Annotated in this window: 21 protein-coding genes; 2 read left to right on the top strand and 19 right to left on the bottom strand. The window is 61.9% G+C overall.

Annotation, left to right across the window (positions count from 1 at the left end; translation table 11 throughout):
- The 3 genes from KGB27_RS18130 to KGB27_RS18140 all read right to left on the bottom strand — a co-directional run.
- A partial coding sequence (locus KGB27_RS18130) for a DUF4347 domain-containing protein (RefSeq protein ID WP_223555575.1) occupies positions 1-1,178 on the bottom strand: 1,178 nt, incomplete at its 3' end.
- A 51-nt stretch (positions 1,179-1,229) separates the two neighbouring features.
- Positions 1,230-2,084 (bottom strand): sulfotransferase family protein, encoded by an 855-nt coding sequence (locus KGB27_RS18135; protein WP_223436906.1) that lies wholly within the window; start codon positions 2,082-2,084, stop codon positions 1,230-1,232.
- A 143-nt stretch (positions 2,085-2,227) separates the two neighbouring features.
- The gene (locus tag KGB27_RS18140) at positions 2,228-3,799 is read right to left on the bottom strand and encodes a glycosyltransferase family 39 protein (RefSeq protein ID WP_223436908.1); all 1,572 of its coding nucleotides are present in this window, start codon (positions 3,797-3,799) and stop codon (positions 2,228-2,230) included.
- Between the two features lie 240 nt (positions 3,800-4,039).
- On the opposite strand from KGB27_RS18140, the gene KGB27_RS18145 reads away from it, so the two are divergent.
- Together KGB27_RS18145 and KGB27_RS18150 are read left to right on the top strand one after the other, a co-directional pair.
- Positions 4,040-4,627, top strand: coding sequence for a phage tail protein (locus tag KGB27_RS18145; RefSeq protein WP_008039652.1), 588 nt, complete (start codon positions 4,040-4,042; stop codon positions 4,625-4,627).
- A gap of 54 nt (positions 4,628-4,681) precedes the next feature.
- Positions 4,682-4,993, top strand: coding sequence for a DUF6916 family protein (locus tag KGB27_RS18150; RefSeq protein ID WP_223555577.1), 312 nt, complete (start codon positions 4,682-4,684; stop codon positions 4,991-4,993).
- A gap of 126 nt (positions 4,994-5,119) precedes the next feature.
- Here the strand turns inward: KGB27_RS18150 and KGB27_RS18155 are convergent, their stop codons facing one another.
- The 16 genes from KGB27_RS18155 to KGB27_RS18230 form a co-directional block, all read right to left on the bottom strand.
- Entirely contained in the window at positions 5,120-5,617 is a 498-nt protein-coding gene (locus KGB27_RS18155) for a GNAT family N-acetyltransferase (protein WP_223555580.1), read from the bottom strand.
- Positions 5,618-5,628: 11 nt separating this feature from the next.
- On the bottom strand, positions 5,629-7,725 hold the full coding sequence (locus tag KGB27_RS18160; protein WP_223555582.1) for an efflux RND transporter periplasmic adaptor subunit: 2,097 nt from the start codon (positions 7,723-7,725) through the stop codon (positions 5,629-5,631).
- Complete coding sequence (locus KGB27_RS18165) at positions 7,726-9,045, bottom strand: efflux RND transporter periplasmic adaptor subunit (RefSeq protein WP_223555583.1); 1,320 nt, start codon at positions 9,043-9,045, stop codon at positions 7,726-7,728. It abuts the gene before it with no gap.
- A complete protein-coding gene (locus KGB27_RS18170; protein WP_008039635.1) occupies positions 9,042-9,827 on the bottom strand; it encodes an efflux RND transporter periplasmic adaptor subunit in 786 nt (261 codons plus the stop codon). The genes KGB27_RS18165 and KGB27_RS18170 overlap by 4 nt, the downstream gene beginning before the upstream one ends.
- 286 nt (positions 9,828-10,113) lie before the next feature.
- A complete protein-coding gene (locus tag KGB27_RS18175; RefSeq protein WP_223555586.1) occupies positions 10,114-11,691 on the bottom strand; it encodes an efflux transporter outer membrane subunit in 1,578 nt (525 codons plus the stop codon).
- The gene (locus KGB27_RS18180) at positions 11,688-12,752 is read right to left on the bottom strand and encodes an HlyD family secretion protein (RefSeq protein WP_207285549.1); all 1,065 of its coding nucleotides are present in this window, start codon (positions 12,750-12,752) and stop codon (positions 11,688-11,690) included. Before KGB27_RS18180 ends, KGB27_RS18175 begins: the two co-directional genes overlap by 4 nt.
- A 26-nt stretch (positions 12,753-12,778) precedes the next feature.
- Entirely contained in the window at positions 12,779-14,317 is a 1,539-nt protein-coding gene (locus KGB27_RS18185) for an MFS transporter (RefSeq protein ID WP_223555588.1), read from the bottom strand.
- A 212-nt stretch (positions 14,318-14,529) separates the two neighbouring features.
- Positions 14,530-15,456 carry a LysR family transcriptional regulator gene (locus tag KGB27_RS18190; RefSeq protein WP_223555590.1) on the bottom strand — a complete coding sequence of 309 codons (927 nt, stop codon included), beginning with the start codon at positions 15,454-15,456 and terminating at the stop codon, positions 14,530-14,532.
- A gap of 202 nt (positions 15,457-15,658) precedes the next feature.
- On the bottom strand, positions 15,659-16,525 hold the full coding sequence (locus KGB27_RS18195; protein ID WP_084323356.1) for an ABC transporter permease: 867 nt from the start codon (positions 16,523-16,525) through the stop codon (positions 15,659-15,661).
- Positions 16,526-16,545: 20 nt separating this feature from the next.
- The gene (locus KGB27_RS18200) at positions 16,546-17,406 is read right to left on the bottom strand and encodes an ABC transporter ATP-binding protein (RefSeq protein ID WP_223555592.1); all 861 of its coding nucleotides are present in this window, start codon (positions 17,404-17,406) and stop codon (positions 16,546-16,548) included.
- Positions 17,407-17,411: 5 nt separating this feature from the next.
- Positions 17,412-18,437, bottom strand: coding sequence for an ABC transporter substrate-binding protein (locus tag KGB27_RS18205; protein WP_008039621.1), 1,026 nt, complete (start codon positions 18,435-18,437; stop codon positions 17,412-17,414).
- An 18-nt stretch (positions 18,438-18,455) separates the two neighbouring features.
- Complete coding sequence (locus KGB27_RS18210; RefSeq protein ID WP_223555593.1) at positions 18,456-19,343, bottom strand: TauD/TfdA dioxygenase family protein; 888 nt, start codon at positions 19,341-19,343, stop codon at positions 18,456-18,458.
- Between the two features lie 301 nt (positions 19,344-19,644).
- A complete protein-coding gene (locus tag KGB27_RS18215; protein ID WP_223555594.1) occupies positions 19,645-20,787 on the bottom strand; it encodes an alginate O-acetyltransferase AlgX-related protein in 1,143 nt (380 codons plus the stop codon).
- A gap of 11 nt (positions 20,788-20,798) precedes the next feature.
- The gene (locus KGB27_RS18220) at positions 20,799-22,214 is read right to left on the bottom strand and encodes an MBOAT family O-acyltransferase (protein ID WP_223555595.1); all 1,416 of its coding nucleotides are present in this window, start codon (positions 22,212-22,214) and stop codon (positions 20,799-20,801) included.
- Between the two features lie 18 nt (positions 22,215-22,232).
- Positions 22,233-22,901, bottom strand: a complete 669-nt coding sequence (locus KGB27_RS18225; protein WP_223555598.1) for an alginate O-acetyltransferase AlgF — start codon at positions 22,899-22,901, stop codon at positions 22,233-22,235.
- Positions 22,898-23,521, bottom strand: coding sequence for an SGNH/GDSL hydrolase family protein (locus KGB27_RS18230; protein ID WP_207285608.1), 624 nt, complete (start codon positions 23,519-23,521; stop codon positions 22,898-22,900). The genes KGB27_RS18225 and KGB27_RS18230 overlap by 4 nt, the downstream gene beginning before the upstream one ends.
- Between the last annotated feature and the right edge of the window lie 48 nt (positions 23,522-23,569).

The following is a 23,569-nucleotide window of genomic DNA, read 5'->3' on the forward strand; positions in this document are numbered from 1 at the left end:
TAAAACGCCCCTGTGACACCGCCGCCGCCACCGCCGCCAGATGCGGCGTTTGAGGTCACGGTCACGTTGTTCAGCGTCAGGACCCCTGCGTTGAAAATCCCCCCGGCCATCGCGCCCGTGGCGCCGTAGCCACCGTTGCCGCCCGTGCCCGACACCAGCCCACGGGTGATCACCAGACCATCGAGCGTCACGGTTTTGCCCGCCGCAATTTCAATCACCCGGGTCCTGTACTGACCGTCGAGAGTCACATCCGCCACACCGTCGTTGTTCAAGTCGCCATCAACGATGATGTTCTTGTTGATCAGCAGTTCGGAGGTCAACTGCACCGTCATGCCGGTGCTGAAAGTGACGGTATCGCCGTTCTGCGCCGAAGCGATGGCGGCACGCAACGAGCCCACGCCGGTGTTGGCGTTGTTGGTGGCCGTCCAGCTCGCCAGGCCCCACTGATAGTCGCTCATGGCCATTTTCGACAGCACGTTGGCGCTTTCGATATTGCCGGTGGCGATCTCCAGATCCCAGTCGCCACCCACGCCGGTACGGTTGCTGGACGCCGCTACATCACGGCCGGTCAATTGCGCCAGGGAATCGACGAAGTTCAAACCCCGTTCACCCTCGGCGGTGTAGCAGCCGTAGATCAGGATGTCGCCGCCGACGTTCATGTCTTTGCCGATTTCCGCCAGCACCGCGCTGCGGGCCGCGACGTTGTCGGCAGACAGGTAACTGTTCCCCAGCCACAGATCGCCCGCATTGCCGTGGGCGATGATCTGCACCGAGCTGATGCCCTGATGGGTGTCCAGGTAATCGGCAATCTGCTGCAAGCCGTCCTTGGTGGCATCGAGTTGAACCACCTGAGTACCGGGCGCCACTCCTTTGAGCAGGCTGTCGGCATCCTTGACCCGGGAATCGACGAACACCACGCTCTGTCCCGGCACAGCAACGGGCGCCACGGCGGGCGTGGCATCGGCCTGGCCGTGGGTGTCCTGGCTGGCGACCGGTTTTTCCGCAACGGGCGGCTTGGCCGCGTCGGCCGTGGTGTGGCTGTCAGCCTGGGCGCTATCGGCCACCGTGGCCGCGACCGCGCCGTCGAACAGCATTCGCGGTTCCAGGGACATGATCATTGGAGAGGCCAGCGCTCGTGCGCCTTTGGTAATCCGTGACTTGCCGTTGCTCCACCACATGTTACTCACCCGGACTCGAACGTTTTTTCTGCGTAAACGAAAACGCCGCGATCAACTGATCGCGGCATCGGCTTTCATACGAATGACATTGGCGGCGCTGGCAGAGCCATCGAGCCAGAAGGACAATTCTGCGTACTGCTTGAACAAATCCGGCGGCAAAATCGTGCGCCGCGATTGCAACTCGACTTTGGGTTTGACCTTGTGCAGGCCGGACACACCGAGGGATTGATCGAACTCCGGCGCGTCGTAGGCCAGGTGGTCGAAATCGTGCTCGAACCAGGGCTCGCCAATGAAGTCGTAGACCAGCCGCATCACCCGGTCAGGCGCTTGAGTCAGCAGGTCGTAATCGACGATCAGCAGCGAGTCGGCGTGTTCACCGTAATAGGCTTCCTTGAGCGCCGCCCAGGCAAAACCGACCAGGCGATTGCGTTGGGCGAGGGTTTCGCAGCGGCTGTAGACCGTGTTGCGTTCGACCGCATCGCCAAACAGCTTGGTGTTTTCAAAAGGGTTGGCGCGATAAAGACGCTCGATGCTGTCCATGACCCAGGCAACGTTGCGCACACAGGCAATGACCTTGGCTTGCGGGAACAGATCGCTGATGGCCGGCAGGCGCGAACTCCACAAGCGGTTGGTGTCGAACACCACCGGTTTGTCGGCCTTGTCGGCGTAGAAGGAGTCAAACAGGCCGCGAAGCAAACGGCGGCGCAGGTCGGTATCGATCACCGCGCCGAACTCGCTGCCGGCGCTGCATTGTTCGAGGACACCGGAAAAGAGTGAGCCGACAGGGCTGGTCATGCCGGCATGGAAACGCGGGTTCTGCAAAAGGATTGCAGAAAGCAGGGTCGAGCCCGAGCGCGGCAAGCCGGAAATAAAATGGAACTGCTGCAATCCCTTCACCCTAGTCATAAGTCCTTTATGTATGACGGAGCGTAGACCATGAATGGCCTTAGAAGTAGTGGTGTTTTGATATCAAATCGAAGTTACGGCGCTGACTAAAACGCGTTTTTTATTACTGCTTGTGAGGTGAATCGTTTAAGCATTCCACCGGCTCAATGCAGTACGAACAATCGCGCAGTGGCGCCTCCCGCCTGTGTTTCGCCCGAGCGCTGCCAGCCTGAGGGCAACGGCGCGAATTCGTCCGGAACATCGACGGTGCCAATCAGCCAAACCCGGCCACTGCCCTTGGGCAAGCGGTCGAGACTGTCGAGGTACGTGTCCTGAGTCACCAATGTGCCGAAGCCATAGGCGTTCGGCCGGCTCGAAGCGCCATTGGCCAGCGGCGGAGTGAACAGCAGCGGCTTGGCCTCGGTGCGGTTGTAATAGACGTAACTGAGGTACCAGAGCATGTCGCTGGTGACGATCCGGTCACCGGTCACGAAGTGCTGGTTCACGTAGTCGACCATGACGTTGATTTGATCATTGGTGTCCACCGTGGCGTTGTTCTTCAGGCCCACCAGTTCAACACCGACAAACAGCACCAGCACCGTCACGGCCAGCACCCGAAAGCCTGAATACAGACGATCAACCGCCAACGCGACAATCATCGGCAGCCCCAGGGCATACGCCGTCAGGTAGCGCTCGATAAATACCGGCGTGATAAACGAAACCCCGAACACCAGCAGCAACGGCAACGCCGTGTAGATCACCAGCAGAGCGCTGCCACGAAAGACACTGCGGTCCCGCGCCAGCGCCACCCCCACAATGGCCAGTAACGCCAGCGGCATCGCGATGAACATTAGCGTCGGCAGGTTCTCGCCATCGTCCTGGATCAGGAACGACCAGAACATCGAAGGCAACGAGCCGAACGTGACAGGCGTTTCCCAGCCCACGTCGCCGTTGGCCTTGAGCTGATCCAGGTGCTGGAGCAGATCGATCAGGCTCGGCGCCCACGGCAGGTACAACAACACGATCGCGACATTCGCCAGCCACCAGCCGGGGCGTTGAACATGGCGCAAGCGATGCCCCGGCTGGACGCGGATCAGCCCCAGATACAGCCAGTGGCAGAGCACGCACAGGGCCGTGAAGTAGTGGGTGTAGAACGCAGCAGTCATCAACAGCACATACGCCACCAGATATCGCCTGCGATGCGGGCGCCTGATCCAGTAGGCCAGGGCAATCGTCGCGCCGATCAGCCACAGCCCAAGCAGCGAATACATACGCACTTCCTGGCTGTAGCGCACCGCCGTGGGCAACAGTGCCAGCAGGAAACCGGCCAGCAGCGCTGCACGGCGAGTGGCGAGCAAATCCATCAGCCAGACGCCGAGCCACACCGTGACGATGCCGGGCAAGGCGCTGAGGCAGCGGATCGAAAAAATGCCGTCGCCGAACAACCCGACCCAGCCATGCAGCAGCAGGAAATACAGCGGAGGGTGCACGTCATGGGCCGCATGGACCCAGATGTCGGCCACTGAATACTGACTCAGCAGCAGGCTGGACCCTTCATCGCCCCAAATAGCGGCCGCCGTCAGGTCGTAGAAACGCACCAGCGCCGCCAACGCCAGGATCGGCAACAGCCAGTGCTCCTGCGCCCAGCGCAACCAGCGCTGAACGATCGCCCAGATGCCGGGTGCTGCGTGCGGCTCATGGGTGCCGCCAAACGGTGTTTCTCTGCGCGCCTCCATTACCCCCCCTGAAACAGCCCTCGACCACCCTGCCTGTTGATCACTTTAGGACGGCGCCGGTTCGTCGTCGATGCCGGTTTTGCGACCAGCGACATTCGGCCGTGAGGCGCATCAACTACGCTCTGGTTTGGCGTGACTCAGCCAGGGAAATGAATGGAGTCGGCTGATCGCAACGATGGTTCCGGACGTCCGGGCCACGCTTGTGGCGCGCCAGACAACTAACCTGAGGGATGAGGAACTATGGAAGTATTCATCGGCACTATCCAGCCTTTCGCCTTTAACTACGCACCCAGCGGCTGGGCCTTGTGTAATGGCCAGACGCTCTCTGTCCAGCAATACAACGCACTGTTCGCGCTGCTGGGCGTCAACTTCGGAGGCAATGGCGTCTCCAACTTCATGCTGCCCAACCTGCAAGGCCGAATGCCGGTGTGCATGGGTAACGGGCTGAACCTGACCCCACGCGTCATCGGCGAGTTCTCCGGGACCGAGAACGTCACCGCGACCATCACCAACCTGCCCAATCACACCCACGCCCTGTCCGGGCTGACGGCCACTACCACCCTGCAACTGGCCAGCCCGGCGAGCAACCCGGTCACCACCCCCACCGCGACCAACTCGTACATCGGCGCTTCCGGCGGCGGACCGGGCTCGGCGAGCATCTACTCCGATCAGCAAGGTGCGGCGGCCGTGCCGCTCAAGGGTGTGGCCACGACGGTCACCGGGGAAATCTCGTCCGCCGGCAACGGCCTGCCCATGGCAACGATGAACCCGTTCCTGGTGCTGAACTTCAGCATTGCCCTGGAAGGGCTGTTCCCTTCGCGCGGTTGAAATCCGGCCGGGGGATTCAACGCCCCCGGTCACTTTCATTTTGGGAGTGACGCCATGCTGCAACAGGTTCAACACCAACACTTTCAGACGCTTCTGGGAAAGACGGGGACGCTGCGGTTGCCGGATGGCAGTGAGCTGCCGATCCATATCGACAGCCTTGAAGAATCACCCCGATCGCGGATGCCGAAAAGCGAGCGCATGCCGTTCCGGGTCGAGTTCAACAGCCTGCAACCCACAGAGTTCGTAGATGGGTTGTGTGCGCTGGAGTTACCGGAACTTGGCTACGTGGAGGATATTTTTGTCTCGCGGGTGCCCGCCATGGGGCGTGATCCGGGCGTGGGATATTTCTACATCGCATTCAACTGATTCACAGGGATCAAAATGTAGGAGCGAGACCGGCTTGCCGGCGAAGGGGCCTTCACACTCAACATCACTGCTGAATGATCCACCGCTATCGCGAGCAGGCTCGCTCCCACAGGGTCATGGTTGTATTCAGCCATTGGGATACCACACCAACCGCTCCGCCGCCGGATTACGCTCTTCAACCTGAAACCCCAGCGCCAGGTAATGCTGGCGCGCGTGGGCATTGTTGGCCCAGACCACCGTGGCCACCGGGCAGCGAATCTGCTGCGCAGCTTTCTGCACCCCTTGCAGCACCGCCCGACCATAACCCTGGCCACGAGCCTGGGGGACGAACGCCAGGTACAGCACGCGGATTTCATTGGGACCAAAATCAGTGGTCAACGCACCGATGGCCGTGTCGAGCTTTTCGATCACGTAGTGCATCGCGTTGGGGAATTGCTCTCCCAGCCCTTGTTCCTGTACCTGGAATTGCTGGGCGACGACCTGCTCAACCACCTCTCGCTCGCCGTCGATCCATTGCAGATCCGGTCGTGCCGATTGATAAAGCCTGTGCAGAAAAGGTCCATCGCTAACGCGCGACGGCCGCACCACCAAACCGTCGGCCACCACAGAATCCGTGCTCGCCATCGCTGCTCTCCCTAGAAACCGCTTTCCCTGACACCCAACGCGGCCATCCGCCGCCAGGCAACGCCCAGCAAAGACTCGCCGCTCCCCTGCAACACCACCACGCCACGCAAAGGTTGAAGCGGCGTCGGGGTGGCCTCGAGGGTGTTCAGCCGCGCGCCGTATTGTCCCTGTACCGGCTCGGCCCGTTGCGAGGCATCCCGGCGCACGGCAATCGGCCCGTGGTGATCGGAGGTCAATGCCTCCTGATCGACATAGGTCGCACCGTTGGTGTCGATTTCGGTCAATTGCACCGCGATCGCCGGGTGCATCGGATCATCGGCGATAAACCGCCCACTGGCGCCCGGTGCAACACGCCACAACTCAGCCTCGGCCAGATAACCACGCAGCCGTGCGCCGTCCTCCACTACCCGCGCCAACGGATCTTTCGGCGACAACCAGCGGCCGGCGGTCAACTGCGGCAACAGATCTCGCACCTTGCCCGCCTGCGGCGCCCGAATCAGAAGCCGCTCCCGTTGCGCAGCCAACCCACGGTACTCGGCCACGGCCTCCGCCAGGCGCTGCTCGACAATGCCCGCATCGGCGGCGGTTTCGCTGCGACTTGCCTGGCGGCGCATCTGCAATTGCTGGATCTGGATTTCGCGACGGACGATGGCCTGGCGCGAATCCAGATCCGGCGACACCAATTCGATCAGCACATCGCCCTGAGCCACCACCTGACCGTCACTGACGTTTACCTGCTGGACCCGCGCCGCCACCGGCGCATGCAAGGTACTGACGCGCCCGGCCTCGAGCATCGACGGCAGTTCCACGGCACTGCGCCAGGGCAGCGCCAGAAACAGCACAAAAGCGGCCAGCCCCAACGCACTCAACAACACCCTCGACACATGGGCGTGCTCACGCTGGCTCCACCATTCGCGCCACTCGCGCACGATGGGCAGAAAGATGAACCACACCAGCTCCACCAGCATCAGGAAAATCCCCAGGAGCTTGAAGAACAAGTGGTACACCGCCAGCGCAATCCCGAAAAACAGCACCGCGCGCCACAACCACGTTCCATAACCCCAGACCAGCAAACGCCGCCGCATCGTCGGCGACCAGGGCTCCGGAGCTGGTGCGCCGTAGCCGAACAAGGTCTCGCGCAGATGCCAGCGGCACAGGGCAAAGGCTCGCCCTTGCAGGTTCTCCACGTCCCAGAAATCACTGAGCAAAAAGTAGCCGTCGAACCGCATGAACGGATTGAGGTTGATCACCAGCGTGGTAATCCAGGTGGCACTGGCGAGCATGAACGCCGCCGTGCGCGCCGGCCCGTCGGGCAACAGCGACCAGGCGAGCAGCGCGATGCTCGCCAGCAGCAGTTCGGCCAACACGCCACCGGCCCCGATCAGCAAGCGGGCACGTCGATCATTGACCCGCCAGGCATCGCTGACGTCGGTGTAGAACATCGGCAGCAGCACCATGAACGCCACACCCATGCTTTGCACCCGACAGCCCGCGCGCTTGGCCATGAACGCGTGGCCGAATTCGTGGCACAGCTTGGCAAAGAACAACGCCACACCGAAGGCCAGCGCGCCACCCAGGCTGAACAAATGGGGGAAAGTCGCGATGAATCGCTGCCAATCCCGGGACACCAGAAATACCCCCAGGATCAGTGTTGCCGGCAATCCGAAGCGCAGCGTTTGCGGACCGAATCGTGACAGCCAGGGCCAGGCGCGATTGAGAAAAGCATCCGGTCGCCAAAGAGGAATCCGGAAAAACAGGTACTGATGCAACAAGACCTGCCACCACGACTGATGCTGGGCGGCGGCTTTCAAGTTGTAACTTTCACGCTGCTGCGGGTCGAGGGCACTGATCAGATCGTGGCTGCGCAGAAAGCTCAGCAGTTGCTCCAGATCGCTGCCGGCCAACGGCAAACCCGGTTCGCGATTGGCGGCGTGCAGTATTTTTTCGGGATCGCCCAGGGACCAATGTCGCAGCAAGCGCATCGCCGCCACCCCGAGCTTGAAATAGCGCCCGCGCACCGGGTCGGCCAACGTCCAGCGCGGCGAGCCATCCAGCGCCGGTGAAGCGGGCGTCAATTGCAAATCCGCGCGCAGGCTCGGCAGGCTCATCTACAGCCCCACGCTCTGGCGCAAACCGGCCAGTGGTTTACGTAACAGGTACAGCGCCAGGGGCGCGCGATCGCCGAAGATTTTCGCCGTCCCTCGCAAGCCGATGCGCGGCGGCGCCTGATCGAAACTGGCATCGAGCCGATAGGCCAACTGCCCGCCGGCGGTGGGTTGTGCTTCATATGCTGCGCGCTCGAGCCGGGCCGAATGCCGTTGCAACGGATCACTGTCGAGGAACAGTGCGACTTGCGCACCCGGCTCCAGGGAAATCGCATCGCTCACCGCCAGCTCGATACGCAGTTCGGCCTGGCTCGGGTCGGCGATTTCCATCAGCCGTTCGCCGGTCTGCACCGGTTTGCCGGTCCAGCGCTCGGCGTCGGCGAACACCGCGATACCGTCGCGCTCGGCCCGCACTTCGCTGCGCTTGAGCAGTTCACGGGCGTAGTCCCGTTCGGCACGTTTTTGTTCGACGCGCGCCGCCAGCAAGTCAATCTTCGAACTGGACTCGGCATCGGCAAACGAGCGCTGGGAATTGGCTTTCAATTCAGCTTCGGCAACGCCCAACGCGCGTTCGGCCACATCAGCCTGAGCCTTGAGGGTGGTGCCTTCGAAGCGCAGCAACGGGTCGCCGGTTTTCACCGTCTGGTTGGGTTTGACCAGGAATTCGGCGATCACGCCGTCCAGCGGCGCAGCCACGACGCGCCCGCCCAACGGCACCACTTCGGCCGGCGCCAGCACCGATTGGCGCACCGGAATCAACATCCCGAGCACCAGCAGCACGATCAACGCGACCTGACGTTTTCGGGTCCAGCGCAGTCGCCACGGCTTGTGCGGTTGTAGCGCCAGCCAGGCGTGACTGTAAGTGTCGCCGAGTTGCGACAGCAGCACTTGTTCCGCCGGGTTCCACGGTAAATCCCGGGCCAGCCACAGTCCGCCGAACACTTCGCGTTGGTGATCGATCAGCGGCAGCCAGAACACCTGGGCGGCGGACAGACTTTGCCAGTCCGCCTGAATCGATTCGCTGAGCAGATCGGGCGCAATCACCCGCGCCTGCTTCAGCACATCACGCTTGAACAACTGCGCCACGGCCTGCTCGACGAACGCCACGAACGGCGCGTTCGGGTCGACGGTACTCACGCCCGTCACCGCGTGCACCTTGCCGGCAATCAACAACGCGGCATGACGAAAACCGAACAACCCCTGAGCGTCATTGACCAGGCTGTAGGCCAGTTGCGACGGAGTGCGTGCGGCGCGGGTCTGGCGCTCAAGATCGAGAAAGCGGGCGAAGACCTGTTCCGCGCCGCCGCTGACCGGAGCGTTCACTTGAGCTCCGCGAAACGCGCCGTGCCGCTCATGCCGGCCAACAAACCAGAGGCGTTGGGTAACGTCGCGACCAACAGCAAGGTCTGGCTGCCCTCGTCAATTCGCGCCCCCAGTCGTTTGACCGTGGCATCCAGTGGCCGGCCGGTTTCATCGGGGACAAAACTGAACGTCTGGCCGGGCTTGAGTTTGCCCATCCAGCGCGACGGAACCAGCAAATGGATTTCCAGGGTGCGGTTGTCGACCACATCGAGCAACGGCGCGCCGGCAGCAACGCTTTCAAAACGCTGAACCTTGCGCTCCACCACCTGGCCATCAAACGGCGCAACCACGCTGCAGCGTTTGACCTGAACCTGATACACCTGAGATTGCGCCTGCGTCTCGCTGAGCCTGGCCTCGGCCCGCGCCACTTCGAAGCGCCCGACCGAATTCAACGCCGCCAGTTGTTTGTTGTGAGCCAACTCCTCACCGGCCCCACGGCTCGCAGCCTGCGCCGCATTGAGCTGCGCCTGATAGGCCGAACAATCGAAACGCGCCAGCGTATCGCCCTTCTTGAACGACTCGCCCTCACTGAACGGCAACTCGACAATCCGCCCGGACAACTCACTGGCAAGCATCGCCTGATCCCTGGCCCGCAACACGCCACGGGCCTCGGTGCTGGCTGCCGAACCGCTGCTGCCGACGGTGCTGCTGTCCAACAGCGGATCGTCTGGCACGGGCGTTTGCGCCTGAGCGGTACACGTTAAAATGGTCAATCCGATAACCCACACACGAACTCGTCGCATAACCGTAACTCCCTGACGGATGAGCGGAGTCTATGACAGCGTGGGTGAGCGTCAAGTGGGTGGGAGTTTTTACCTGATAGAGCGTGTGTTATTGCTAGCAACCATTTCCTTACGGGCAATCGAGACGTGTCCTACGTCATCCGCTGCCAATCAACTATTGCAACCCTCAACACTCAGCTTTTAATCTCTCCCTACCACTGAACCCTGTACGCAGCGATTAAATTCGCTGGCAGTCAGGGGTGAAAAAACCGGCTCCGGCCGGTTTTTTCGTTTTTCCAAATGCACATTAGCGTTGCGCCATCTCCCCCACCGGATACACCGACTCCCATCCCCCACCCAACGCCTTGTACAACCCGACCACCGCCAGCGACACCCCGGTCGAACTTTCGACCCATTGCTGCTGAGTCGCCAGCAATTCACCTTGCACGGTGAGGACGTTGACGAAATCCACCACGCCTTCCACGTACTGCTGTTGCGCGGTGCGCAGGGCGATCTGGTTTTGGCGTACGGCTTCGGCGAGGCTGTCGCGGCGCAGTTGGCTGGCGTTGTAGGCGGTCAATTGATCGTCGATTTCGTGCCAGGCGCGCAGCACGGTTTGTTGGTAGGCGATGGCGGCTTCCTGTTGTTGCGCTTCACGCAAATTCAGCACACCGCGCAGGCGACCGCCGTCGAACAGCGGCAGACTGAATTGCGGACCGATGCCGAAAGCACGTGAGCCCCATGAGCCGAAGTCGCTCAGTTGCATGGCCTGCGAACCGAGGTTGCCTGACAGGGTGATGCGCGGATAAAAATCGCCCTTGGCCACGCCGATGTTTGCGGTGGCGGCATGCAAGCGGGCTTCGGCCTGGCGGATGTCCGGGCGGCGCTCGGCCAGTTGCGACGGCAGGCCGATGGCGACCTGACGCGGGGTTTGTGGCACCGGCGCGTCTGTGGATAACTCGGCGTGCAGCGCTTGCGGCGGCTCGCCCATCAACAGGCTCAGCGCGTTGATCAGTTGCGCCTGGCGCTGCTCCAGTGCCGGCAAGCGCGATTCGATGGCCGCGACTTGCGCGGCGGCTTCGGCGACATCCAGGTCGGTGGCGACACCGTCGGCCAGGCGCAGTTGCGACAGCTTCAGGCTGTGGCGGGCGACGTCGAGGTTCTGCTCGGTGACGGCTCGTGTGCTTTGCACGCCGCGCAGTTGAATGTAGTCCTGGGCGGTTTCGGCGAGCACCGACAGCAGCACACTGCGCTGGTCGTTCTCCGCGACTTCAAGGGTGGCATCAGCCGCTTCGGTTTCGCGTCGCACACGCCCCCAGAAATCCAGTTCCCAGGAGGCCGAGAAACCTGCGTCCCACAGGTTGAACGCCGAGTCACCGTGGTGCCCCGACGGGTCGCTCAGGCCTTCACCGCTGTTGCGTTTGCGCCCGTAGCTGCCGGTGGCGGCGGTGTTGGGATAGCGTTCGGCGGTGATCACCTGGCGCGCGGCGCGGCTTTGCTGCAAACGGCTGCTGGCGAGTTTCAGGTCGAGGTTGTCGGTCAGAGCGCGTTGGGTCAGGGCCGAGAGTTTCGGGTCCTGGAAAACTTCCCACCAGCGTTCGTCCATATGAGCGGTTATCACTTCACTGGCGGCGGCTTTCGACGGTTTCGACCATTCGGCAACTTGCCGGGCTTGAGGCTTCTGGAAGTCAGGGCCGACGGTGCAGGCGGTGAGGCTCATGACCAACAAGGCGCAAAGGGTCAGCTGAAGCTGACGGCCCCTTCGCGAGCAGGCTCGCTCCCACAAGGGGTCTTCTTTTGTGCTGAGAATGTGGCCGTTGCGCAGATCCATTGTGGGAGCGAGCCTGCTCGCGATCAGGCCAGCTCGGTTAACAAACCTCTTCATCGTTGAGCAACCTCATGCTTCCCGGTTTCAGCCGTATCAATACTCGCCTCCACCGACATCCCCACCCGCAACCGCTCAGCCAAAGGCTGCCCCGGATCGAGGACGATTTTCACCGGTATCCGCTGCACAACCTTGGTGAAATTGCCGGTCGCGTTGTCCGGCTTGATCGACGCAAACGTCACCCCGGTGGCCGGCGCAATGCTCTCGACACGACCGCGCAACGCTTCGCCGCCAAGGCTGTCGACGTGCACCTGCACACCCTGCCCCGGCTGCACCTCAGTCAGTTGGGTTTCCTGGAAATTGGCGACCACATACGCTTGCGCCAGCGGCACCACGGCCAGCAGCTTGCTGCCCGGCGTGACATACGCACCGACACGCACCGCACGCTCGCCCACCATGCCATCCTGCGGCGCGACGATGCGCGTATAGGACAGCTCGTAGCTGGCCATTTCCAGGGCCGCTAGCGCCCGTTTCAATCCACCGTCGGCGGCGTCACGCTGGGCGGTGAGGATCTCCACTTGCTTGCGCTCCGCCGACAGCACCGCCGTGGCATTGGCTAACCGGGCGCGGGCTTGATCAATACGCGTACGTGCTTGCTGAGCATTCTGAACCGTACCCGCGCCAACGCCGGCAAGGTGGTTGTAGCGGTTCAATTCATGCTCGGCGAACGCCATTTCAGCCTTCGCCGACACCACCGTGGCTTGCGCCTGCGCAATCACTGATGTCTGGCGCTCAAGGGTCGCCCGAGCGTTTTGCAGTTGCGCCCGCGCCACCAGCGTTTCGGCGTCGGCGGCTTGAGCGGCAGCGCGCAGGTCGCGGTCATCGATCAGCGCCAGCAACTGCCCGGCCTTGACCTGCTGGTTGTCTTCCACCAGCACTTCCTTGATGAACCCGGCGACGCGGGGCACGACCAACGTGAAGTCGGCAGAGACAAAGGCGTCATTGGTGTTCTGTTGCGTACGCTTGCCAAAAATTCCCGGCGCCAGCAGATACACCAGCACGCCGACCGCCACCACGGAGGCAATCGCGACGGCGATTTTTTGCTTGGATTGAGTCGTCATAAAAACCTTCTGTTTCAGTGAAGCATTCATGTCGGCGCACGCGGCGGATAGATCCGCGTCGGCAGCCAGAAAATCAACAGGATCAGCGCCAAGGCGACACCGCTCATACACAGATAAAGGTCCGAGGCGGTCAGCACCACGGCTTGCTCATGCAGCCGGTGGGCAAGGCCCGCGCTGTCGCTGTCGGCCAGCGGCGAGTTGCCGAGACGGTCCACCAGCATGGTCGAATGAAAATGCAGCCGCGATGTGGTCAGCGCGTCGATTACGCCAGTCGCGATCACCGCCGACAGGCCTTTGACGGTGTTGAACCAGGCCGAAGCGAACGGCCCTTCCATCGGGCTGATGCTGCCGGTCGAGAGCATCAACAGCGGCAACACCGCCATCGGCTGACCGAAGATTTGCAGCAGTTGCAGCACATAGAAATCGTCGCGAATCCACGCCGATGTCAGTTGCGAGCCACCGACGCACGACAGCGCCAGCATGCTCAGGCCGATCCCCAACACCCAGCGGCAATCCACCCGGCGCAGGTTGCACAGCGCCGCCACCAACGGCAGTGCGAGCAACTGTGGCAGCGCCGCCAGCAACATGACCGGTGCAGTCTGCACCGGGCGATAACCCTGGACCTGCGCGAGGTAACTGGACGGAATGATGATCACCGCCAGCAAAATCACCAGCACACCCGCCAGGGTCAGCAAGGCGAACGACAGGTTGCGGATGCCGAGCATCTGCATCTTGAAAAAAGGTGTCGGCTGCGACCATTCGTTGATCAGGAACAGCACCAGCAACACCAGCCCGCCGCCGAGCAATCCGCAGATCAGGGTCGATTCGAACCAGTCCAGCCGATTGCCCTGCAGAATGCCGATCACCAGCATGCAGATCGCCGGAAAACCCAACAGCAATCCGCGCCAGTTGAACTGCTTGAAACGCTCAAGGCGCAGCGGATCCTGGGGTAAACCGTAGGCCACCGCTGCCATGGCGAGCAGGCACGGCGCGATGATTTGCCAGAACGTCCACTGCCAGCCGACATGCTCGGTCCACAACCCGGCCAGTGGCGTGCCGAGCCCCGGACCGAAGGTGGCCGTGAGGGCATACCCGGCAAGACCGTAGAGCTTCACGTTGGCCGGTAAAAAACGCAGGGCGACGGTCATCAACATCGGCGGCAAGGCACCACCCGCCAGGCCTTGCAAGGTGCGCATGAGCAGCAGGCTTTCGTAGTTCGGGGCGAACGGACACAGCACGCCCAACAACGTGAACACGCTGATCGCGCAGAGGGTGAAGCGCCGCAACGAGAACGTCACCGAGCACCAAGGCGCGAACGCCATCGCAGCCACCGAGGTCGCGGTGTAACTGGCGACCAGCCAGGTACCTTCGTCATAGCCGATGGCCAATGCGCCGCGAATGTCGGCGAGGGCGACCTTGGTCACCATCTCGTTGAGGCCCGACACCAGCACCGCCAGCAACACACCCACCAGACCAATGATGATTCGCGGACCGAAGACCGGTGGCGTCACGGCGACCGTTGGACTGGCCACGGCGAGAGGTGCCGGGGCCGTGAGGGAAGTCATTACTGCAAGCTCCGGGATGTGAATGTCGGAGCATTTTAAGAAGCGCGGGACCTGACGAAAATCAACTTATCGGCAGGTTATAAGTGCGTTCCACGCAGCAATACAAAACCCTGTAGGAGCCGGCTTGCTGGCGATAGCGGTGTATCAGTCAATGAAGATGTTGAATGAAAAATCGCTATCGCCGGCAAGCCGGCTCCTACAGGGGTCCGTGTTCAGTCTGACGTGGGTTGCGCGGCCAGCCATGTCGCGTCGCAGCACTCCTTGAGTGTTTCACGCATCCAGCGATGCGCCGGGTCTTTGTCGAAACGCGGGTGCCAGGCCTGGGTCAGCATGAGGGTCGGCAACGGGATCGGCAGGGTGAACGAGCGCAATTTCAAGCCCAGCCGCCGCACGCTCAGCAGCGCTTCCTTGGGCACCGGCAGAATCAGATCGGAATCAGGCAAGGCAAACATCGCCGCATGGAAACTCGGCGCGATCACCGCCACTCGCCGCTCCAGGCCCAAGGCATTGAGCGCGGTATCGATCGGGCCGCGAGCAATCCCGCGCCGGGACATGCTGATGTGAGAAAACCCGGCAAAACGCTCGGCGGTGATTTCTTCGTCGAACAGCGGATGGTCTTCGCGCACCAGGCCGACAAAATGGGTGGAAAACAGGTTCTGGACCTTCACTTCCGGCATCAGCGGCCGATTGTTGCTGACGCTCAGATCGATGCGCCCTTCACGCAACGCTTCGTCATCCCCATCGCCCTCCGGAACGAAGCGCAATTCGCAGTGCGGCGCCTGACGCTCCATGGTGTCGAACAGCTTGCCGCCGTAGACACCGACAAAGAAATCGTTGGCGCGAATGCTGAAGCGTCGGCGCAAACTGCCCAGCTCCACGTCATCGGCGGAACGGAACAACAACGCGGCCTGTTCCACCACCTCCCGCACCTGCTCGCGCAACGCCAAAGCCTTGGGCGTCGGCACCAGGCCGCGGCCGGCGCGCACCAGAATCGGATCGCCGATGGCTTCGCGGATTCGTGTGAGCGTGCGGCTCATGGCCGCCGGGCTGAGGTTCATGCGGCGCGCGGCGCCCACCACACTGCCTTCGTCGAGCAAGGCGTCGAGGGCGACCAGAAGATTCATGTCCGGGAGTTGCATGCTGAGCACTCTTGGCCTGGCTGGATTGACCTGGACGCAATGCTAGCAAACATCTTCCATTTTTTGTTTTGGCAGGTCTGGCCCCATCGCGAGCAGGCTCGCTCCCACATTGGTTTTTCGTTGTGTACAAAATCTGCTTCCACTGGAGATCCCCTGTGGGAGCGAGCCTGCTCGCGATGGGGCCCGATCAGGCAACAAAAATCTAGCGCTGCATCCCCCACCGCTTCACCGTCACCCGCTCCAGCGAATCAAACACCAGGTTCTCCACCAGCAACCCGATCAAAATCACCACCGCCAACCCGGCAAACACCTTATCGGTGTACAGCTCATTGCGATTCTGAAAGATGTACCAGCCCAAACCGCCCTTGCCGCTGGTGGCACCAAACACCAACTCAGCAGCGATCAGCGTGCGCCAGGCAAAGGCCCAGCCGATTTTCAGCCCGGCGAGAATCGACGGCAGCGCCGCCGGAATCAGGATGAACAACACGAAACGCATGCCCTTCAAACCGTAATTTCGCCCGGCCATGCGCAAGGTTTCCGAGACACCCAGGAACCCCGCGTAGGTGTTCAACGCCAACGCCCAGAGCACCGAATGCACCAGCACGAAAATCAGGCTGTTCTGCCCCAACCCAAACCACAGCAGCGCCAACGGCAGCAGCGCAATGGCCGGTAGCGGGTTGAACATCGAGGTCAGCGTACTCAGCAGATCGCGACCGAACTGTGTGGACACCGCCAAGGTGGTCAGGGCAAACGCCAGGACGATGCCGATCAAATACCCCTTCAGCAGCACCACCAGCGAAATCCACACTTTGCCCAGCAACTCGCCGCTGAGCAGCCCGCCATACAACGCACTGGCGGTTTGCAGAAAACTCGGCAGCAGCAGGTCGTTGTTCTGAATGCGGGCAACCACCTCCCACAGCACAGCGAGCAAAATCAGGATCAGGCTTTTGCGAATCCAGCCCTGCTGCCACAGGCGTTGACCCAGGGGCAACTCACGCTCCAGCGGGACGCTGGTCAGCGGCTGCAAAACGGTTTCGAACTCTTCACGCGCAGATGATAACTGGCTCATCGGGCACTCCTCTCAATGGCTCAGTAAGCGATGCGAATGTTGGAAAAATCCAGCTCGCGCTCGGTTTCCGGTGACTGGCCTTCATCGAACAACAACCGATGAATCCGCCGCGCCGACTCCTGAAACGCCACGCCGCCGAGACTGTGCAAATCGTACTGATGGCTGTGGACTTCCGCCCGTACCCGACCGGGATGCGGCGACAGCAGCAGGATGCGATTGCCCACCACCAGCGCTTCTTCGATGGAGTGCGTGACGAACAGCAACGTGAAACGCACCTCTTCCCACAGCAGCAACAATTCTTCCTGCATCTTGCGACGCGTGAGGGCGTCGAGGGCAGCGAAGGGTTCGTCCATCAGGAGGATTTTCGGCTGCATCGCCAATGCCCGCGCGATGGCAACGCGTGCCTTCATGCCGCCAGACAAGGTGTGCGGATAGGCATCGGCAAATGCCGCCAGTCCGACCTTGTCCAGATAGTGCAGCGCCCGTTCTTCAGCCTCCTGGCGCTTGAGGGTTTTCGACGCCAGCAGCGGAAACATCACGTTCTGTTTGACGGTTTTCCACGGCGGCAGCTGATCGAATTCCTGGAACACCACGATCCGGTCGGGCCCCGGGGCATGGACGGTTTGCCCTTGCAGGCGAATCTCGCCTTCAACGGGCTGAATGAACCCGGCGACCGCCTTGAGCAATGTGGATTTGCCGCAACCGGAAGGACCGAGCAGCACAAAGCGGTCCGCCGGGTCGATTTCAAAACTGACTTGGTGGGTCGCTCGAACCACACGCTGCGGCGTGCGGTATTCGAGGCTGACGTTGTCGACCGACAGCAGCGCCTGGGCTGCGACGTTCGGTTTGCTGACCGTGTGGCCTTGCAAATGGGCGTTCATGTCGGTCAGCTCCCTTGCAGCGGTTTGGTGTCCTGGAAGAAGTAATCCTTCCATGAATCCGGTTTGTTTTTGATCGCGCCGACGCGGTAGAGGAACTCGGCCAGTGGGTAGGTATTTTTCGGCGTGACACTGAATTCGAACTGCGGGTTATCGATGATTTTCAGCAGCGCGGCGCGATCGATTTTCGCCTTGGTCACGCGGATGTAGGTATCGGCTGCAGCGCCTTTATCGTTCTGGGCAAATTGCGCCGCTTCGGTCAGCGCCTCGACGAAGGCCTTGTAGGTTTTCGGGTTCTCGTTGCGGAATTTCTCGGTGGCGAACAGCACCGTCGGCGAGTTTGGGCCGAGCAGGTCATAGGTGTTCAACACCACATGGACGTTGGGGTTGGCCAGCGCCTGATCCTGGAATGGCGGGTTGGAGAAATGCCCGGTCAACTCGGTGCCGCCGGCAATCAGCGCGGCCGTGGCGTCCGGGTGCGGAACGGCGATGGTGTACTTGTCGAGACGATTGAATTCCTTGTCGCCCCATTGCTTGGCGGCCGCGTATTGCAGGAAGCGCGACTGCACCGACACGCCCACGGCCGGCACCGCGATGCGGTCCTGCTCGGTGAAGTCGGCGATGGTTTTGACCTTCGGATTGTTGCTCACCAGGTAGTACGGGAAGTTGCCGAGGGAAGCCACGGCTTTGACGTTCTGCTTGCCGTGGGTGCGGTCCCAGATGGTCAGCAGCGGACCGACGCCAGCACCGGCGATATCAATCGAACCGGAAAGCAACGCGTCGTTGACCGCCGCGCCGCCGGACAGCTGAGTCCAGTCGACCTTGATGTCGATGCCTTCCTGCTTGCCGTACTTTTCGATCAGGTTCTGATCGCGCACCACGTTGAGCAACAGGTAAACGATGCCGAACTGTTCGGCGATGCGGATTTCACCCTCGGCGTGAGCCACAGTCGGCGCCACCAGGCTGCCGGCGATCAGGCTGAAACCCAGGCCGATAGCCGCAGCCAACGGTGCAAAGGGAAGACGTTTGGACATGATTCAATCTCCGACAAATCAGAAAGGCGCGTCGCCCTGAATGGTGGTGCGATACAACTTGCGGCGCAGATGGCTTGGGCATCCGGCGGCGAGGTGGATCAGCGAACGGTTGTCCCAGAACACCAGGTCATGGGGCTGCCATTGATGGCGGTAGATGTTGTGCGGCAGCACGCTGTGGGCGTAGAGCTCGTCGAGCAGTTGCTTGCTCTCGTCGTCCGGCAAACCAACAATGCGGGTGGTGAAACCTTCGCTGACGAACAACGCCTTGCGACCGTTTTCCGGGTGCGTGCGCACGATGGGGTGGACGACTTCGGCAACCTGGGCCAGTTGCTCCGGCGTCAGGGTCGGACGCCAGTTGCCTTCGAATTTGGTCTCGCTGTAGCGCGCCGTGTACGAGTGCGCCGCCGAGCGACCTTCGACCGCTTTGCGCAACGCTTCAGGCAGGTTGTCCCAGGCTTTGTGCATGTCGGCGAACAAGGTGTCGCCGCCCTCGGACGGCAATTCCTGGGCGTGCAGCATCGAGCCCAGGCTCGGCAATTCTTTATAGGACAGGTCGGAGTGCCAGAACTTGCCGGCGTCACCGAGGCCGATGGATTGGTCGTTTTCGATGATGTTGGAAACGATGAGGATTTCCGGGTGCCCGGTCAGCAAGAACTGCTTGAGCACGTGGATCTGCAACACGCCAAAACGGCGGCTGAAGTCGATGTGCTGTTCGGGGGTAATGCGTTGGTCGCGGAACACCACGACGTGATGATCCAGGTGCGCGCGATGGATGCGGGCGAAGTCCTGATCATTGATCGGGCGGGACAGGTCCAGGCCGATGATTTCGGCTCCGACAGCACCGCTGAACGGGCGAATCTCGAAGGTTTGCGGTGCGATGCTTTGAGTTGCAGAGACGACAGACATAAATCACTCCCACGCACGGCACGCTCAAGGGCGCGCGCGTCGATCAGAAACTCACGGAGGTCCCGTGTTGGTTCGTTTCGTGCGGCGCGCCGATTGGTCGGCAGGTACGCAGGCGAGTGACTTTATAGATATAAGAATTGAAATATAAATACCGTTAGAGAATAACGATATGGCTTTTGAATTGTGTTGTCTGTCAGGCAGCCTTCGCGAGCAAGCCCGCTCCCACCTTGACCGTGTCCGTCAGGACTACTCGGTTAACTGTGGGAGCGGGCTTGCTCGCGAAGAGGCCATCAGCCCCACCTCACTTCGCCCAATCGATCACTTCACTGTAGGGCGTCTGCAAATCCCGCTCGGGGATTTCCCAGATGATCAGCTTGGGCGGCGTCTGTTTGAACGCCGGGTTGTTGAAGTAGCCGTTGGCGCCACCGGAAAACTCGCCCCCGTCCTTGGCGAAATTGCCGATCGATGCACCCAGCGCCTGCTGCAGGAATCCCGCGAAGTTGGAGTTGCGCGAGAACGAGGTTCCGATCAGCGCCACGTTCGGCAGGTTGTCATCGCCAAACAGGTCGTCGAGGTTATCGCCGCCGCTTTGCGCTGCGGCCGCTTTCTCGCTGATCCGGGTGGCCGCCACGGTTTCCGGGGCCGGTTGCAGGGTCACCGGCAGCCATTCCAGACCGGCAAGCCTGACCAGGTCGCCCGGACGGCGTGCCGGTTCTTGCACCTGCGCCTCGAAATCTTTGTGCGGCGTCGCGCTGATGCCCATGCGCCGCACCTGCTCGGCCAAGGCTTTGGCCGCAACGGCAGCGCCTGTTTCGCTCCAGTGGGTGTCCGTGCGCAGGTACGCGTCAGCGCCCAACGGTTGTAGGCTCGGCGCCAGGTCCACAGCAGCGACACCGACCTTGTTCAGCCCATCGACCCACGCCACAGCGCGGTCCTGCAACATCGCCGGGCGACGCAGGTCGCACAATTGCGCCTGGGCGATACGGCTCTTGTCCGGCACCACCGCCACCAGCAACGTGACGCCGTGTTTGGCGAGGCGTTGCTGAAGTTCACGCACCACGCCGGCCTTGGTATCGGCATTGGCGCCGGCGTGACGGTTGATGCGTATCTCATCGGTCAGGAACAACCAGCCGGCACACCCCGAGCGCACACGCGGGCCGGTATCGTGCAGCGCCAGCCAGCTTGCGCCGCGCTCCAGATTCGCCGCTTGCTCAGGCACTGACGCCTGCGACAACTGCTTGGCGATCTTGTGGGTGATGTCGCCTTCCAGTGCGGCCTGACGCGTGAGTTTGGGCGGCACGAACTCGACTTTGCCGCTCGCCAGCAGCCAGGCGCAAGAGGCGAAACCCAGCGCCAGAAAAGCCACGAACACGACGCCCGACAGCTTGCTGATGCGGGCGGTACGTTCGCAGGGTTGAGCCGGTGCGGGAGACGAAGAAGTCATAGGCGCGGTCATCAGAACTGAAAGTACAGAAAGGGTACGGCTTCACGGCTTGCGATCAACGCAAACGAAAGCAGGAACCCCGCCACCGGCCACAGAGCCGTGACCGGAACGAAAAAGGCGTGACGGGCGAACCGCTGCTCGACACGGCTTTGCAGGAGCGGCGCGAGGATGCACACCACGCCGAGCAGCGCTGCCAGCCCATGCACCGGGCGCAGGGTCACCGCCAGCGCATCACCCAACGCAAAGCCATGCAGGCCAAACTGCCCGGCATACATTGTCATCGCCGAATGGAAATCCGGCGCGCGGAACAGCGTCCAGGCGAGGAACACGAACAACAGCGTCAGGCTGTGCGAGAGCAACGGTGGAATGTTTGGCAATCGGGAACGGGACCAGAGGCGATCAACGCACAATGCGACCCCGTGCGCCGAACCCCACAACAGGTAATTCCAGCTGTCGCCGCCGTGCCACAAACCGGCGATGGCCATGGTCAGGAACAGGTTGCGATAAGTCTTCCACGCACCGTTGCGGTTACCGCCAAGGGCGATGTACAGGTAATCGCGCAGCCAGCTCGACAGCGACAAATGCCAGCGCCGCCAGAAGTCCTGGATGCTGCTGGCCAGGTACGGCCGGTTGAAGTTTTCCGGAAAGTGAAAGCCCAGCATCAGGCCCAGGCCGATGGCCATGGCGCTGTAGCCGGCGAAGTCGAAAAACAGTTGCAGCGAGTAGGCCAGACAGCCAATCCAGGCGTCGACAAAGGACGGGTTTTCCAGGTGGAACGCGACATCCACCAGCGGCGACAGCGTGTCGGCCACCAGCACCTTCATGCACATGCCGATCATGAATCGACGCGCACCGAGGGAGAAATTCCGCCAGCTGAAATACCGTTGCGTCAGCTCTCGGCGCACCCAGTCATAACGAATGATCGGGCCAGCAATGGAGTGGCCGAACATGGAAATGTACGTGGCGTAATTGATGAAACTGCGCTCCACCGGCACGGTATGCCGATGCACGTCCACCAGATAGGAAATCGCCTGCAGCACGATGAACGACAGGCCCGCCGGCAGCGCCACCCGCTGCCATTCCAGCGGCATCGCCCCGTAATAGGTGATCAGCTCACTCCAGGTCCCGGCGAGGATGTTGGCGTATTTGTACCAGCACAACACCGCCGTGTTGAACACGATCAACGCGATCAACAGCCGCACTCGCCCACGGGAGCCGTCCGGTGCGCGGGCCACCAGCAGGCCGCCCACCCACGCCACAATCGTCAGCACGATATGCAGCGTCAGGAACAACGGGCTCAGCCAGCCGTAGAACAGCCAACTGCCGAGCAACAGAATGACATTGCGCCAGGCCGGTCGGCCCAATGCGTAAACCAGCAGAAACGCTGGCAAAAACAATGTCAGGAACTCTAATGAGGCGAAGACCATGGCGGCGCAGAGATCCGATCAGTGGGACAACGAGTCCGTGGCGTTCAACAGACGCGGTCCTGCGGCCGACGGCACCAGCAGCACGCTGTAGCGCTCACCCGCTTTGAGTTCCCCCAGATCCAGCGGCCCGCCGACGTTGGCGTTGGCGCACACCAGTTGCACCGACAGGCTCACCGGGTTGATCGAGCGACGTTGCAAGCTGTCGACCGGCACCGCTTTGAACAGGTCGGCGGTACGCCCGGCAGGACGCAGACTGGCGTCGGCGCACGAAGCGTCGACGTTGAAGAACGCCAGCGACGCTTTCAGGCCGTTGAAGTCATCCGGCTGCTCGCGCACCGCCACTTGCTTGATGCCTGCACCGTCCGGCAACACCAGCACGGTCGCGAATTCACCGGGTTCGACTTTCAAATCCATGGCCAGTTTTTGCGCACCGCTGACCAGGCTGCCCTTGATCGGACTGCTGGCCTGCACCGGGAAAAACAACGATACCGGTGCGGCCACTTCAAGACGCAGCGGCGGTTGGCCGGCCTGAGCGATCACGTCCAGCGGCGCGGTGCCGGTGTTGACGAAGCGGATGAACGCCGAATCTTCGGCCGGGCCGGTGGGGTACAACGCCACTTCGGCGTGGGCCAGCGTAGTGATCGACAACACCGGGACGGCCGCGAGCGCCGCGAACAGCTTGATCATTTCTTGGCTTCCTTGACGGCCGGGGCTTCCAGCAGAGCCTTGCTGATGTCAGCACTCCAGGTTTTGTAGCCCGGCGCGGTCAAATGCTGACCGTCCACCGTGGCCCATTGGCCCGGCTTGGAGAACTGCAGCGAGTCGATGTAGCTGCACGGCGCCACGTTGGCGGCGAGGAACTTGGAGGTCATCTCGACCCGGGCAAACGTCTTGCCGTACTTGCCGCCTTCGGTGCCCCAGTTCGGGCCGACCCACGCGCAACGGGTGCCGTTGGCCGCGATTTCCTTGGTCAGCGCAGTGGTCTGCTGCCACAGCCAGGCTTTCGGGAACGCCGGTTTGGTGTAGCTGGCCATGGTGTCGCCCATGACAATCAGCACCAGGTCCGGTTTGTCAGTGGCCAGCAACTGGCTGATCGGCAAGGTCGCTGCTTTGCCGCCCAGCACCACGGTTTTTTCCGTGCCACGACGCTCGGCACCACCGCAGGTGCCCGGCGTGGCTTTGAGCCAGTCACCGGCGTTGGCACCGCAAATACCCAAGGTATGCACGGTCGCACCCTGGGCAACCAGGCTGTCGTGCAGGGAGGAAATCAGATAGTCAGGCGTTGCCAGGTGGCTGTCGCCAATCATCAAAATGGTCATGCCTGCCAGAATCGATACTGCCACGGTGCAAACTCC

The organism is Pseudomonas sp. BF-R-01, from assembly GCF_019946615.1.
Lineage (GTDB): Bacteria > Pseudomonadota > Gammaproteobacteria > Pseudomonadales > Pseudomonadaceae > Aquipseudomonas > Aquipseudomonas migulae.

What these genes read in the sequence shown, in the direction of transcription:
- KGB27_RS18135 (WP_223436906.1), bottom strand. Translation starts at nt 2,084, where the DNA reads ATGACTAGGGTGAAGGGATTGCAGCAGTTCCATTTTATTTCCGGCTTG.
- KGB27_RS18140 (WP_223436908.1), bottom strand. Translation starts at nt 3,799, where the DNA reads ATGGAGGCGCGCAGAGAAACACCGTTTGGCGGCACCCATGAGCCGCAC.
- KGB27_RS18145 (WP_008039652.1), top strand. Translation starts at nt 4,040, where the DNA reads ATGGAAGTATTCATCGGCACTATCCAGCCTTTCGCCTTTAACTACGCA.
- KGB27_RS18150 (WP_223555577.1), top strand. Translation starts at nt 4,682, where the DNA reads ATGCTGCAACAGGTTCAACACCAACACTTTCAGACGCTTCTGGGAAAG.
- KGB27_RS18155 (WP_223555580.1), bottom strand. Translation starts at nt 5,617, where the DNA reads ATGGCGAGCACGGATTCTGTGGTGGCCGACGGTTTGGTGGTGCGGCCG.
- KGB27_RS18160 (WP_223555582.1), bottom strand. Translation starts at nt 7,725, where the DNA reads ATGAGCCTGCCGAGCCTGCGCGCGGATTTGCAATTGACGCCCGCTTCA.
- KGB27_RS18170 (WP_008039635.1), bottom strand. Translation starts at nt 9,827, where the DNA reads ATGCGACGAGTTCGTGTGTGGGTTATCGGATTGACCATTTTAACGTGT.
- KGB27_RS18175 (WP_223555586.1), bottom strand. Translation starts at nt 11,691, where the DNA reads ATGAAGAGGTTTGTTAACCGAGCTGGCCTGATCGCGAGCAGGCTCGCT.
- KGB27_RS18180 (WP_207285549.1), bottom strand. Translation starts at nt 12,752, where the DNA reads ATGACGACTCAATCCAAGCAAAAAATCGCCGTCGCGATTGCCTCCGTG.
- KGB27_RS18185 (WP_223555588.1), bottom strand. Translation starts at nt 14,317, where the DNA reads ATGACTTCCCTCACGGCCCCGGCACCTCTCGCCGTGGCCAGTCCAACG.
- KGB27_RS18190 (WP_223555590.1), bottom strand. Translation starts at nt 15,456, where the DNA reads ATGCAACTCCCGGACATGAATCTTCTGGTCGCCCTCGACGCCTTGCTC.
- KGB27_RS18195 (WP_084323356.1), bottom strand. Translation starts at nt 16,525, where the DNA reads ATGAGCCAGTTATCATCTGCGCGTGAAGAGTTCGAAACCGTTTTGCAG.
- KGB27_RS18200 (WP_223555592.1), bottom strand. Translation starts at nt 17,406, where the DNA reads ATGAACGCCCATTTGCAAGGCCACACGGTCAGCAAACCGAACGTCGCA.
- KGB27_RS18205 (WP_008039621.1), bottom strand. Translation starts at nt 18,437, where the DNA reads ATGTCCAAACGTCTTCCCTTTGCACCGTTGGCTGCGGCTATCGGCCTG.
- KGB27_RS18210 (WP_223555593.1), bottom strand. Translation starts at nt 19,343, where the DNA reads ATGTCTGTCGTCTCTGCAACTCAAAGCATCGCACCGCAAACCTTCGAG.
- KGB27_RS18215 (WP_223555594.1), bottom strand. Translation starts at nt 20,787, where the DNA reads ATGACTTCTTCGTCTCCCGCACCGGCTCAACCCTGCGAACGTACCGCC.
- KGB27_RS18220 (WP_223555595.1), bottom strand. Translation starts at nt 22,214, where the DNA reads ATGGTCTTCGCCTCATTAGAGTTCCTGACATTGTTTTTGCCAGCGTTT.
- KGB27_RS18225 (WP_223555598.1), bottom strand. Translation starts at nt 22,901, where the DNA reads ATGATCAAGCTGTTCGCGGCGCTCGCGGCCGTCCCGGTGTTGTCGATC.
- KGB27_RS18230 (WP_207285608.1), bottom strand. Translation starts at nt 23,521, where the DNA reads ATGATTGGCGACAGCCACCTGGCAACGCCTGACTATCTGATTTCCTCC.